Raw genomic sequence first — 13,218 nt, 5'->3', positions numbered from 1 at the left:
GAAAAAGGGCGCGGCTCGCGCCACGCCCTTTTCCAAATCTGTTGTCGCCTCTTAGAGCGTGCGCTGCACGGTCTCGACGCGGAAGCATTCGATGACGTCGGCGGCACGGATGTCTTCGTAGTTCTCGAAGGCCATGCCGCATTCCTGGCCCATCTGGACGTCCTTGACTTCATCCTTGAAGCGCTTGAGCGTCTTGAGCTTGCCTTCGTGGATGACGACGTTGTCGCGCAGCAGGCGCACGCCGGCACCACGTTCCACGATGCCTTCGGTGACACGGCAACCGGCAACCTTGCCGACCTTGGTGATCTGGAAGACTTCGAGGATTTCCGCGTAACCGATGAAGGTTTCGCGGCGTTCGGGCTTCAGCAGACCGCTCATCGCATTCTTCACGTCATCCACGAGGTCGTAGATGATGTTGTAATAGCGGATTTCGATGCCGTCGCGCGTGGCCAGATCCGTCGCCTGCTTGTTGGCACGGACGTTGAAGCCGATGACGATGGCGTTCGAAGCGGAAGCCAGAGTTACGTCCGACTCGGTGATACCACCCACGCCCGAGAACAGGATCTGCGCCGACACTTCGTCGGTGGAGAGCTTGTTGAGCGAGGCGACGATCGCTTCGACCGAACCCTGCACGTCCCCCTTGATGATCAGCGGGAACTTCGAGATCCCGGCGATCTTGAGCTGATTCATCATCTGCTCAAGGCTGGTTGCACCGCCGCCAGCCGTCTTTTCACGGATGGCGCGCTGGCGATACTCGGTGACTTCGCGGGCACGGGCTTCCGTCTCGACGACTGAGAAGCGGTCGCCGGCATTGGGAACGCCGGTAAAGCCGAGCACTTCCACGGGAACCGAAGGACCGGCTTCCTTGACCTGCTCGCCCTTATCATTGATCAGGGCGCGAACGCGGGCAAACTCGGTACCGGCGACGAGGATGTCGCCGATGGCCAGCGTGCCACGCTGGACGAGGACCGTCGCCACGGCACCACGGCCGCGATCGAGCTTGGCTTCCACCACAATGCCTTCGGCACGGCCGTCACGGGCCACACGCAGTTCGAGCACTTCGGCCTGCAGCAGGATGGTTTCGAGCAGCTTGTCGAGGCCTTCCTGTGTCTTGGCCGAAACCTCGACGTCCAGCACTTCACCGCCCATGGATTCCACGAACACTTCGTGCTGCAAGAGCTCGGTGCGAACGCGGGTCGGATTGGCTTCCGGCTTGTCCATCTTGTTGATCGCCACGATGATCGGAACACCAGCCGCCTTGGCATGCTTGATGGATTCGATCGTCTGCGGCATCACGCCGTCGTCGGCTGCCACAACAAGCACGGCGATATCGGTAGCCTGGGCGCCACGGGCACGCATGGCAGTGAACGCCTCGTGGCCCGGGGTATCGAGGAAGGTGATCTTCTGGCCCTTCTTCTCGACCTGATAGGCGCCGATATGCTGGGTGATGCCACCGGCTTCGCCCGAGACCACATTGGCCTCGCGGATCGCGTCGAGCAGCGAGGTCTTGCCGTGGTCGACGTGACCCATGATCGTCACCACCGGTGCACGATCGGTCAGATCTTCGGCCTTGTCGTCCGACGCAATGTCGAACAGGCCTTCTTCCACGTCAGCTTCCGACACGCGCTTGACTGTATGGCCCAGTTCGGTCGCGATGAGCTCGGCCGTATCGGCATCGACCACATCGTTGATCGTGGCCATCGTGCCCTGCTGCATCAGCATCTTGATGACGGTGACGGACCGTTCGGCCATGCGGTTGGCCAGTTCGGCAACCGTAATGACTTCCGGGATCACGACTTCGCGGCTGAGCTTGGGCGCGTCCTGCTGGTTGCGACCCATCTTCTTGTCACGACGACGACGCATGGCGGCGAGGGACGGTCCCTTGTCGCGATCGTTTTCGGTCGTTGCCGTCGAAACCGTCAGGCGGCCACGGGCACTGGCATCTTCACCGGCACGGCGTGTCGGACGCTCCGGCGCAGCGCGTGAGGCGCGGCGGGCATTCTCGAGTTCGGCTTCTGTCGTCGGGCGGGCAGAGGGCGAGCCGGTACGAATCTTGCGACCGTCGGCCTCATTGGGACCGGCGGGCGGCACATTGCCGATCGGCGCCATGCCGGCACCGGGACGACGTTCGCCAGCCGGACGGCCGGCTGTACCCGAGGGACGCGCACCCGGAGCGCCCGGACGGGCACCCGGCGCACCAGCGGCACCCGGCTTGATAAAGGCATTGGCCCCGCGTTCGCTTTCCGGGCGGGTATTGCTCGGACGCTCGACGCGTGGCGGACGCGGCGGCTGGCCCGGACGACCGGCCGCAATGCGCACGGCCGATGGGCCGGGATTGCGCTGGCTGGCCGGCACATAGGGCTGGCGCGGCTCGTCGACAGCAGCCACAGGAGCTGCAGCTTCTGGTGCGGCCGCAGCAGCCGGAGCCTCGGGGGCAGGGGCCACAACAGGCGCAGCCTCGGCAACGGGGGTTGCCGGCGCGTCATTTTCTTCGCGGCGCGCTGCTTCGGCGCGTTCGGCCTCTTCGCGCACCTGGCGACGACGAGCGTCTTCTTCCATGCGGCGGGCTTCTTCGGCAGCGAAGCGTTCCTGGTCCTCGGCCGCGCGGGCGCCGGCCAGAGCCAGGGCCTGACGACGGGCCTCGGCTTCGGCTGCGCTCAGCCCGAGCGGGGCACGCTGCTGCTGGGCCGGACGGCCGCCAGAGGGGCGCTGACCCTGCGATGGTGCGCCCGAAGCGCTTTGCGGGCGATGCGGTGCGCTCGGTGCATTGGGCTTGGGTACCAGGCGCGTACGCTTCTCGACGACCACTGTGGATCGCGAAGGACCGCGCGACATGCCGGGACGGTTGCCCAGGCCCGGGCCGCCCTTCAATGTCAGAGTCTTCTTCGCGCCAGTGTCGTCGGTGCGCTTGTCGTCGTTATCAGCCATGTATCTCGCGTCTTTCGTCGGTGGCCGCGGACAAAAGTTCACCGTCAACCGCGGGGCGGTCGGTGTCCTTGTCCGTCGGTTTGGCAGTGTAAAGGGCCAGTCTACGGGCCTTTTCCACTGCCGATTGGGCTGCCGCCCCTCTCGTGAGGGCAGCATGTATCACATTTTCAAGTCCAAGTGCCAAACCCATTTGCTCTGAAGAGAGCAATTCGAAATGGGGCACGTCGAACCCTTCAATTTCTTCTTCTTGCGCCGCGTAATGCAGCGCCTTGAGCGGTCCCACCATCTTGCTGCGCCCGTCTTCGGCGGCATCGGTGGCAGTGATCAGGGCAATCAGATTGCCCGTATCGATCAGGGCTTTGACCTTTGTCGCCCCGAAAGTCAGCTGGCCCGCCTTGCGCGCCATGCTCAGCGCGTTGGAATAGCGCCCTTCGAGCCGGATCTGGGTCAGTCCCGGCAGATCGTCCGGCAGCTTGACCTCTTGCTTGAGGCTGCGCGCGAACACTTTCTTCTTCACCGCCTCGGCGACCATGGCCCTGTTGAGGCTGATCCAGACGCCGCGACCTTCGGCCTTGGCATCCGTATCGGGCACCAGAACATCGTCAGGTCCCAGCACAAAGCGGATGAGCTCCGCCACGGGCTTTTCAGCCCGTGTCAGAGCGCACATCCTGGTCGTTTCTTCGCGCCGGGCCATCTGGTCCCTCGCTCCGAAACGGCCGTTAGGCCGAGGCCTCTTCTTCAGCGACGATTTCGTCGTCGCCCGCTTCGACCGGCAGATCTTCCTCATTGATCCAGCCAGCCTTGAGACGGGCCTGCAGGATCATGTCCTCGGCTTCTTCACGGGAAACCGGGAAGTCCTTGAACGTGCCGTCGAAACGCTTGGTCTCGCCGTCCTTGCGCTCGCTCCAGCCGATCAAATCGTCCGAAGCGCAACCGGCAAAGTCTTCAACCGACTTGACGCCATCCTTGCCCAGGGCAACCAGCATGGCTGCATTGAGGCCCGGGATTTCGTACAGTTCGTCCTCGACGCCGAGCTTCTTGCGCTCTTCGTCATGGGCACGGTCGATCTCGGCCAGGTATTCGGCAGCGCGGTTCTGGATTTCGCTGGCGGTTTCTTCGTCGAAGCCTTCGATCGAGGCGATTTCATTCGCATCGATATAGGCCAGTTCCTCGACCGACGAGAAGCCTTCCGAAGCCAATAGTTGGGCAACCATCTCGTCAACGTCAAGGGCCTGCATGAACAGGGTCGAGCGTTCGGTGAATTCCTTCTGGCGGCGTTCGCTTTCTTCCTGTTCGGTCAGGATGTCGATATCCCAGCCGATCAGCTGCGAAGCGAGGCGCACATTCTGGCCACGACGGCCGATGGCCAGCGACAGCTGTTCATCGGGCACCACGACTTCGATACGCTCGGCCTGCTCGTCCAGCACCACCTTGGCCACATCAGCCGGCTGCAGTGCCGAAACGACGAGGTCGGCAATCGTGTCGGTCCAGGGAATGATGTCGATCTTTTCGCCCTGCAGCTCGGCAACAACCGCCTGCACGCGGCTGCCGCGCATACCAACGCAGGCGCCGACCGGATCGATCGAACTATCATTTGAGGTCACGGCGATCTTGGCGCGCGAACCCGGATCACGGGCAATCGAGCGGATGGTGATCACGCCATCATAGATCTCGGGCACTTCCTGCATGAACAGCTTGGCCATGAACTGCGGATGGGTGCGGGAGAGGAAAATCTGCGGACCGCGCTGTTCGCGGCGCACGTCGTACACATAAGCACGCACGCGATCGCCATAGCGGAACATTTCGCGCGGGATCAGCTCGTCGCGGCGGATGATGGCTTCGCCACGACCCAGGTCGACGATCACATTGCCATATTCGACGCGCTTGACCGAGCCGTTGACGATTTCGCCGATGCGGCCGAAATATTCGTCATACATGCGCTCACGCTCGGCATCGCGCACCTTCTGCACGATGACCTGCTTGGCCGACTGCGCCGCGATGCGGCCGAATTCCATTGGCGGCAGCGGTTCTGTCAGGAAGTCGCCAACCTTGGCTTCGGGCGACTTGGCCTGGGCGAACTTGAGCTCGATCTGGCGGCTGGGCTCTTCGACGGCGTCGACGATTTCCAGCAGGCGCCACATGCGGGTTTCGCCCGAACGCGGATTGATCTCGACCTTGATCTCGGTCTCGGCGCCGTAGCGGCCCTTGGCGGCCTTTTCCATGGCGTCCTGCATCGCCTCGATCACGACCATGCGGTCGATCGACTTTTCGCGGGCAACGGCATCTGCGATCTGCAACAGCTCGAGGCGGTTCGCGCTAACGGCCATTTAGTTGGACTCCTTGGAGGTAACAGTATCTGCCGCCGTGTCCTCGACCGTTTCGGTCTCCGGGTCGTCGGTATTGTCGTCGTCGTTGTCGGCTTCGGTAAACTCGACCGTTTCGGTCTCGTCGTCGTCGATGGGATGGGCTTCCTGGTCGAGGCGGGCCTTTTCCATCAGCGCATCGGTCATCACCAGCTTGGCTTCGCCAATCGTCGAGAACAAAAGCCGATGATCGGGATCGGTCCCGCCAGGCGCATCGGGTAGGGTGAGGATGAAGGCATCATCCTCGACAGCCTTGATGAAGCCGCGGAAGCGCTTGCGGCCATTGATCATGTCGCTGAGCTCGATCTTGACCTCATGGCCGATATGGGTCGCGAAATCACGACGGCGCACCAGCGGCCGGTCGATGCCGGGCGAACTGACCTCGAGATGGTATTCGCGGTCGATCGGGTCTTCCACGTCCAGCACCGGCGAGAGATCCTTGCTCAGTGCCTCGCAGTTGACGATGGTGAAACGCCCATGCTCGTCCTCGGCCATGATCTGCAGCGTGCAGCCATTTTCCTGAGTGACCTTGATGCGCACAAGCGAGAAGCCCAGGCCATTGGCCACGGGCTCGACAATGCGGGCGATCCGGGCTTCAAGACCCGTCTCTTTGATATAGCGTGGTTCGGTGAGGTCGAAGCTCATCGGTCCCCTAGGTAACAAAAAAGAGCGGGGCCGGGCGGCTCCCACTCTGCAAAATTGCTAGAGATGTTGAGGTCTATATAGACCGGTTCGACGGGAGTCGCAAGGCCGGCCTATTTCTCCCAGGTGACGCTCGACACATTGGCACCCAGTTCCTCCAGCGATGCGCGGAGGTCGGCCACCATGGCCTCGGGCCCGCAGAGGTAGAAATTCTGGCTGAAGTCGGTGACATGCGTCTTGAGAAACGCCGTGTCGATCCGCTCCTGCAAAAGCTTTGACTTGGGATCGCCCGTCACCGTCCACAGCGTTTCCAGCCCATCCATCGCCTCGAATTCGTCACGCAGGATGATGTCTTTTTCTTCCCGGTTGGAAACGATCAGCCGGTTACCCTTGAGACCGCCCTTGGCATTGAGGCTGCGCAGGATGGCGATGAACGGCGTAACGCCCGCCCCACCGGCAATGAACGTGCCTGGTCCCTTGTATTGGATCGTGCCCCAGACGTCGCGCAGAAGCAGATAATCGCCCGCTTCGCAGCCCCACAGCGCATTGGTGACACCCGGATGGTCGCGATAGCTCTTGATGGTAAATTCGAGATCGCTATCATCCTGCAGCGACGTAAAGGTGAAAGGCCGCTTTTCATTGGCCCAGTCGGGCTTGTCGATACTGACTTCGGTGGCCTGTCCGGGCCCGAAATGAAATTTTTTCGGTTTTTCGACACGATAGTGTCGCACATTGTGAGTGACCATTTCGGTCTTGAGAATCTGGACGCGAGTGGGCATGGCGCTCTCCTTTGAGGAGATAAGCAGGGCCTCCGGCTTTGGTTCCCATCCCGAATCGCCATGCGCGCCGGACCGTTACCTGGACAGAACCTGGTGTCTCAAAAGAAACTGGGTAGCTCGGCAACCCCCTGATTTCCATCAGAAAACCCTCGTGGGTATGACGCCGACTTCAAGGGCAAGATTCAGCGAAATCGTCACTTGGAAGCTTTTCGATCCATCCTCATTTCCAGGGTGTTCAAACGAAAGGAACACTCGAAATGATCAAGAACACTGTTATCGCTCTCGTTGCTGCTGCTGCCATGGCCGGCGTTGCCGCTCCTGCTTTTGCTGACACCGCATTCGGTGACAACAACACCCTCGAAATGCGCGACTTCCTGCAGGATTCCGCTGTCGCCCAGCTCAACCAGAAGGGCATCAATGCCACTGAGGTCGAAGACTGGAACGGCCTGGTTCGCGCCTATGTCACTCTGGAAGACGGCACCCAGACCATGCAGTTCTACACCCCCGGCTCGCTTGAGCAGGTGACGTTCTAATCACAGCCTGACCACGGCGCCGCCGATCAGCTCGGCGGCGCCCGTAGTCTATGCTGGATTTAACCGGCGTGGATAAGTTTGACGACGGGCTCGCCGCCATTGGCGTCGAACCGCTCCCGCGCTGCCCTGACGCCGGGGCCATTGCGCTCTGCAAAATCCTGCAGGGCATCGGCCAAGCCCAACAGGTCACGGCCCATCGGCGTCAACTCATAGTCGACCCGCGGCGGAATGGTCGCAAACATCGTCCGGGTCACGAAGCCATCACGCTCAAGCGCTCGCAGCGTAACGGTCAACGTCTTCTGTGAAATGCCGCCGGCGCGCTTGATCTCGTTGAAACGCAGCGCCTCTTCGCGCAGCAGCGTGATCACCGTCAGCGTCCATTTGCCTTTCTTGGCTGTCAGCACGGTCAGGTCATGCTGGCTGGTGGTTGCAAGGATGGACATGGGAACCTCTTGACGCTTGTCGAGTGTTCGATATGGGGCGCAATTGCGGCACTACCAGAGCCAAGGCATTAAACTTTGACAAGTTTGGCGAGAGGCAGCGTTCGCAGCCGCCGTACAGTCACCGTCGCGTGAAGCTGAAATAGAAGCTGATCATGCGGCCCTCGCGCCGTGCTTTCTGCTCGTAACGCGTGGCCTGCCAGCCCTCATAGGGCTCGTGCCAGCCACCGGGCCGCTCCGGCGCGAAGGAAAATTCGGGCGCCCGCACGATATGGGCTAGCGTCCAGTTCGCGTAATCTTCGATGTCGCTGGCGAAATGGAATAGCCCGCCCGGACGGATCACCCGCGCCAGCTCTTTCAGTGTCGTTGGCGAGACAAACCGGCGCTTGTGATGCCGTGTCTTGGGCCAGGGGTCGGGATAGAGCAGGTAGATTTCGTCCACCGAAGCGTCGGGCAGCTCGACCAGCAGTTTGAACGCATCGTCAGTGAAGAGACGCACATTTTCCAGACCCTCGGCAGCAATGGTCTGCACCATCTTGCCGATGCCGCCGGTGAACACTTCGCAGCCGATATAGCCGGTTTGGCGGTACCGTCCTGCCTCCAGTGCCAGATGCTCGCCGCCGCCATAGCCGATCTCGATGATGATCTTTTCGGCTTCGGGGAACAGGTCCTTGGGATCAAGCGCGCCCGTCAGCTGGATTTCTAGCGCCGGCAGCGTCGCATCGAACACCGCCTGCTGCCCGCCATGCAGTTTCTTGCCGGAACGGCGTCCAAAAAAGGCACGCGGTTCGCCGGAGCGGGTTTTGGGAAGCTGGTGTTCGGTCATCGTCGCCTGATCAGAGAAATGGCATGGCGCCTATAACCATGCGACCAGCGTCGACACAACTTTCTTCTGTCATCTGAACCTCCGGAAAGACCAAACTTCCCGGAGATCATAACCTGTCCCCAATGAGCGGGGATAAGTCTTTAAGCTACCGCGTCTTTCAGCGCCTTCACCAGGTCCGTCTTTTCCCAGGAGAAGCTGCCGTCACGGCCGGCTTTGCGGCCGAAGTGGCCATAGGCCGAGGTCTTGGCGTAGATGGGCTTGTTGAGGTCGAGATGGGTGCGGATGCCGCGCGGGGTAAGGTCCATGACCTTGCCCAGGGCTTCCTCGACCTTGGCCTCGTCGACCTTGCCCGTGCCATGCAGGTCGACATAGATCGACAGTGGCTGGGCGACGCCAATGGCATAGCTGAGCTGGATCGTGGCGCGATCGGCCAGGCCCGCGGCCACGACATTCTTGGCGAGGTAGCGTGCGGCATAGGCTGCCGACCGGTCAACCTTGGTCGGATCCTTGCCCGAGAAGGCACCGCCGCCATGCGGGGCCGCGCCGCCATAGGTGTCGACAATGATCTTGCGGCCGGTAAGGCCGGCATCGCCATCGGGACCGCCGACGACGAATTTTCCGGTGGGATTGACGTGCCAGACGGTCTTGGCGTCGATCCAGCCTTCCGGCAGGGCCTCGCGGATATAGGGCTCGACGATCTTGCGTACGTCGGCCGAGGTCAGCGACGCATCGAGATGCTGGGTCGAGAGCACGATCTGCGTCACGCCGACCGGCTTGCCGTCTTCATAGCGCACGGTGACCTGGCTCTTGGCATCCGGGCCGAGCACGGCAGCGGGACCAGTGCCTTCCTTGCGGGCGACGGTCAGGGTTTCGAGGATCTTGTGCGCATAGTAGATCGGCGCCGGCAGCAGCTCGGGGGTCTCGCGTGCGGCATAGCCGAACATGATGCCCTGGTCACCGGCACCGACATCCTTGTTGCCGCTCTCGTCGACGCCCTGCGCGATATCGGCCGACTGGCCATGCAGCAGCACGTCGATCCTGCAATTCTTCCAGTGGAAGCCCGACTGTTCATAGCCGATGGCACGGATAGCCTTGCGGGCGGCCGATTTGAACTTGGCCGGATTGACCTTGGGCGCACCGGATTCGTCGGTGGCGATCGAGCCGTCCTTGTTCTTCTTGAGCAGCGTTTCGGGCACGCGCACCTCGCCGGCGATCACCACGCGATTGGTGGTGGCCAGCGTCTCGCAGGCGATGCGGACCGATGCCGGATCCATACCGACCTTCTTGGCCTCCTTGAACACCAGGTCGACGATTTCGTCGGAGATGCGGTCGCAGACCTTGTCCGGATGACCCTCGGAAACCGATTCGGAGGTGAAGAGATAAGAAGACCGAGCCACGAAATTCCCCTGGGTTAGTCAGCAAGCGCCCGGAATGGGCCACTGCCGGGGGTTGTGACATTGCCGTCATCATGGGTCAAGCGGGATATAAAGAAAGCTTGATATCCCAATCGGGTCGCCGGGAGCATGCCTCTGCGCCCATGCCAAAGCGCCGCCTGACTGCGGTTTTCAGCATGTGATGGAGCCCCGAGGCGCTTGCGCCTCTGAGTAGTAATAATAACGAGACGCAACACGCCTCGGGGCGCCGGGATTTCTGGTGGGCGAACTCTTTCGGCGATGCCGCCATAGACACCGACCTACTTTCCGCAGACCCAGGCCGGGTAACGATCCCCAGCCCTCCCGACAGTCGCCGGGCGGTTGATCGTTGCAACCCCATCATCGCCCGACTGATGAGACCAGTATGAGGCAGCGTGAAGGAGCGGGGATAACTATTCTTAAAAGCGTCGCTAAACGCTTCAGGCGATACGCTTTTTCCGCCCACTGCGCGCAGCCACAAGCGAGATCAGAACCCCTGCGATCAATGCGATCAGCAGCGGCCAGTAGCGCAACTGGGCGAAGATCGTCGGCGCCAGCCGCTCATGCGGCCGCACGTCGAGCGCGGCCATCTGCTGCGGCGCCAGGGTCGCCGTGATGCGGCCCAGCGGATCGGTGGCAAAGGTCAGGCCCGTATTGGCGGCGCGGATCAGGCTCATGCCTTCTTCCACGGCGCGAATGCGCGCGTGATGGGCATGCTGGGCCGGGCCGATGGAGCCATCGAACCAGGCATCATTGGTGATGTTGAGCAGATATTGCGCACTGGCGGTGTCGCCGAGGTCGCCGGAAAACAGGATTTCGTAGCAGATCAGCGCCAAAAAACTCGGGGTTCCCGAAAGGCTCATCAGCCGCCGCCGCGCATCGCCATGCGCCCAGCCCTCCGCTCCCGGCACGAATTGCTTGATGCCGATTTTCGCCAGCAGCTCGCCATAGGGCAGGAATTCCCCGAAAGGCACGAGATGGGCCTTGTCATAGGTGGCAATCACTTCGCCATTGGTGTCGATCGCCATCAGCGAATTATAGGCCGGCCCTGCCGGTTCGCTGCTGCCGGGCTGGTAATTCTGCCGTGGCGCGCCGGTGAGCAGGGTCGTGGTTTCCGGCAACAGCCGTGAAATGCGCGCCAGCGCGTCGGGATAGGTGGCGAGGTAAAACGGCAGGGACGATTCCGGCCAGACCAGATGGGTGATATCGGCCAGCCCCTGGTCGCTCGGATCCATCCGCATGTCGGACAGCATCAGCAGCCGATCGATGAGGGCCACGGGATCAACTTGCCCGAAATCGGAATGCTCGTAGACCATGGGTTGCACCAGCCGCATGGAGATATCGGTCCGCTCGGTCGCCTTGGTGCCACTCAAACGATTGTAGCCGTAGCCCAATTGCCCGGCGATAACGGCGATCGAGAGGAAAAATGGAAGAAGTCGTCGAGCAAGCTGGCGTCCGTCAGCCGGCCAGATCAGCGCTGGCGTCATGGCGATCAGCGCCGCCACAAAGGTGAGGCCATAGATGCCGATCACCGAGGTGATCTGCATCATCTCGTCATTGGGCGTCAGCGCATAGCCGAGCAGGTCAAAGGGAAAGCCTGTGAGAACATGGCCGCGCGCCCATTCGGCAATGGTGACGAAGGTCGCCAGCGTCACCACGCGCCAGGCACCATGCGACCAGAACAGATGCGCTATCGCACTGCCAATGCCCCAGAAAAACGCGATCAGCGCGGCCAGAGCCAGGATGGCGAAGGGCATCAGGACGACCATGAAGCCGCCATCGACGAAAAAGGCCGCGCCCAGCCAGTGGAAGGCCACGGTGAAATAACCCCAGCCAAAGGCGAAGCCGATGGAAAATGCCGGCCCGAAAACCAGCCGCCAGCCGCGCTGCCGTTCGGCGCCGTCGAGGCACCAGACCCAGACCGGAAAGGTGATAAACAGCGCTGGCACAACGAATAAAGGCGGAATGGACAGGCCCGCAATGGCGCCGGCTACCAGCAGCAGCAGGAAACGGCGCCAGCCATGGCTCAGCATGGCGTGTTCGGCCAGCCAGGTCATGATGTCGTGTCACGCGAATCGATCTGCATGCCGGCAAGGTCGCTGTCGGGGCAGGGGGCGTCAAGCCGTGGTTCGAGCGTCGCTGGCGCGTGCCCCCACCATGACGCATCTCGACACCAAAGCCGCCCGGCGCTAGAGCCTTGGGCATGAGTGTGACCCTTGCCATCGACACCGCCGCCCCCCGTCTACAACTCGGCCTTCTGCTGGCCGATGGACGGGTGGATGTCTCGGTGGACGAGATCGCCACCGGGCACGCCGAACTGATCTTTGCCCGCATCGCCGAGCTGCTGGCGCGCAATGGTATTGCCTATGCCGATCTGACGCGTGTGGTGACGACGACAGGGCCGGGGTCCTTCACCGGCCTGCGCATCGGCCTTTCGGCAGCGCGGGGTATCGCTTTGGCGCGCGACATTCCGGTCGTCGGTGTTTCGAGCCTTGTGGCCCTGTCGCTGGTCGCCGAAGGACCGGTAATCGTCCTGCTCGATGCACGGCGCGACGAGGCCTATTTCCAGACCTTCTCCGCACCCGGCGTGCCAAGCAGCGCCGGCGATCTCCTGCCGATGGTGATCGCCCAGGCTGCACTCGCGCCCGGCGTGCCGGTGATCACCCTCCCCTTTGTCGATATCGGTCTTCTCGCCCGCTTCGGCGCCACGCTCGATCCGGCCACCAATCCGCCCGAACCCAATTATATCCGCGATGCCGATGCCAAGCCGCAAACTGCGGCGCGAATCGAAAGGCGCTAGACCCATGCTCAAACTCTGGATGGCGCCCGCGGGGCTCCATATCGAGCCCGGCAGGACCGCCGATGCGCGCGAGCTGGCGCGCATCCATGCGCTCGGCTTCTATCGCGGCTGGCCCACGGGTGAGTTCGAAAACTTCCTCAACGATGCCGACACCCCGGTCTATGTGGCTTGTGATGCCAGACGCCATATCGCCGGCTTCGCCCTGATTCGCACCGTGGCCGACGAGGCCGAATTGCTGACCATTGCGGTGGATCCCAAATGGCGCGGCAAGAAGATCGGCCAGGCGCTGATGACGGCAGTTTTCGACGACCTGCTGCTGAGCGCCGCGCGCCGCATGTTTCTTGAAGTCAGCGAAGAGAATGTCGCGGCCATAAAACTTTATCAGCGTCAGGGATTTACGACGATCTCGAGCCGCAAGGGCTACTACGCCAAGCCCGACGGGACGCAGGCCACCGCGCTTGTCATGGCCCGCGATCTTGGGTAGTCGGGAAGGGA

The 13,218-nt window shown here is 62.1% G+C and carries 12 protein-coding genes; 3 read left to right on the top strand and 9 right to left on the bottom strand.

Annotated features, from left to right (window positions below; genetic code table 11):
- Positions 1–51: 51 nt before the first annotated feature.
- The 5 genes from infB to P0Y65_18240 form a co-directional block, all read right to left on the bottom strand.
- Positions 52–2,928: a translation initiation factor IF-2 gene (infB, locus tag P0Y65_18260; protein ID WEK04103.1), complete on the bottom strand. Its 2,877-nt coding sequence runs from the start codon at positions 2,926–2,928 to the stop codon at positions 52–54.
- Positions 2,921–3,622 (bottom strand): RNA-binding protein, encoded by a 702-nt coding sequence (locus P0Y65_18255; protein ID WEK04102.1) that lies wholly within the window; start codon positions 3,620–3,622, stop codon positions 2,921–2,923. The genes infB and P0Y65_18255 overlap by 8 nt, the downstream gene beginning before the upstream one ends.
- Positions 3,623–3,647: 25 nt before the next feature.
- A complete protein-coding gene (nusA, locus tag P0Y65_18250; protein ID WEK04101.1) occupies positions 3,648–5,255 on the bottom strand; it encodes a transcription termination factor NusA in 1,608 nt (535 codons plus the stop codon).
- The gene (gene rimP, locus P0Y65_18245; GenBank protein ID WEK04100.1) at positions 5,256–5,936 is read right to left on the bottom strand and encodes a ribosome maturation factor RimP; all 681 of its coding nucleotides are present in this window, start codon (positions 5,934–5,936) and stop codon (positions 5,256–5,258) included.
- A 110-nt stretch (positions 5,937–6,046) separates the two neighbouring features.
- Positions 6,047–6,712: an FAD-binding oxidoreductase gene (locus tag P0Y65_18240; GenBank protein ID WEK04099.1), complete on the bottom strand. Its 666-nt coding sequence runs from the start codon at positions 6,710–6,712 to the stop codon at positions 6,047–6,049.
- Positions 6,713–6,969: 257 nt separating this feature from the next.
- Between P0Y65_18240 and P0Y65_18235 the strand changes: the two genes are divergently transcribed.
- Positions 6,970–7,245: a hypothetical protein gene (locus P0Y65_18235; protein ID WEK04098.1), complete on the top strand. Its 276-nt coding sequence runs from the start codon at positions 6,970–6,972 to the stop codon at positions 7,243–7,245.
- A gap of 59 nt (positions 7,246–7,304) precedes the next feature.
- Here P0Y65_18235 and P0Y65_18230 read toward each other — a convergent pair whose 3' ends face one another.
- The 4 genes from P0Y65_18230 to lnt form a co-directional block, all read right to left on the bottom strand.
- Complete coding sequence (locus P0Y65_18230; GenBank protein ID WEK04097.1) at positions 7,305–7,688, bottom strand: helix-turn-helix domain-containing protein; 384 nt, start codon at positions 7,686–7,688, stop codon at positions 7,305–7,307.
- Between the two features lie 118 nt (positions 7,689–7,806).
- Positions 7,807–8,511: a tRNA (guanosine(46)-N7)-methyltransferase TrmB gene (gene trmB, locus P0Y65_18225; GenBank protein ID WEK04096.1), complete on the bottom strand. Its 705-nt coding sequence runs from the start codon at positions 8,509–8,511 to the stop codon at positions 7,807–7,809.
- A 140-nt stretch (positions 8,512–8,651) separates the two neighbouring features.
- The gene (gene metK / locus P0Y65_18220) at positions 8,652–9,908 is read right to left on the bottom strand and encodes a methionine adenosyltransferase (GenBank protein ID WEK04095.1); all 1,257 of its coding nucleotides are present in this window, start codon (positions 9,906–9,908) and stop codon (positions 8,652–8,654) included.
- Positions 9,909–10,363: 455 nt separating this feature from the next.
- The gene (gene lnt, locus P0Y65_18215; protein ID WEK04094.1) at positions 10,364–11,980 is read right to left on the bottom strand and encodes an apolipoprotein N-acyltransferase; all 1,617 of its coding nucleotides are present in this window, start codon (positions 11,978–11,980) and stop codon (positions 10,364–10,366) included.
- 146 nt (positions 11,981–12,126) lie between these two features.
- Here lnt and tsaB point away from each other — a divergent pair, with 146 nt between their 5' ends.
- Together tsaB and rimI are read left to right on the top strand one after the other, a co-directional pair.
- Positions 12,127–12,723 carry a tRNA (adenosine(37)-N6)-threonylcarbamoyltransferase complex dimerization subunit type 1 TsaB gene (gene tsaB / locus P0Y65_18210; protein WEK04093.1) on the top strand — a complete coding sequence of 199 codons (597 nt, stop codon included), beginning with the start codon at positions 12,127–12,129 and terminating at the stop codon, positions 12,721–12,723.
- Positions 12,724–12,727: 4 nt separating this feature from the next.
- Positions 12,728–13,207, top strand: coding sequence for a ribosomal protein S18-alanine N-acetyltransferase (gene rimI / locus P0Y65_18205; protein WEK04092.1), 480 nt, complete (start codon positions 12,728–12,730; stop codon positions 13,205–13,207).
- Positions 13,208–13,218 lie beyond the last annotated feature (11 nt).

It is taken from the genome of Candidatus Devosia phytovorans, from assembly GCA_029202405.1.
GTDB classification, from domain to species: Bacteria; Pseudomonadota; Alphaproteobacteria; order Rhizobiales; family Devosiaceae; genus Devosia; species Devosia phytovorans.
This window is presented reverse-complemented; position numbering and strand designations above follow the sequence as displayed.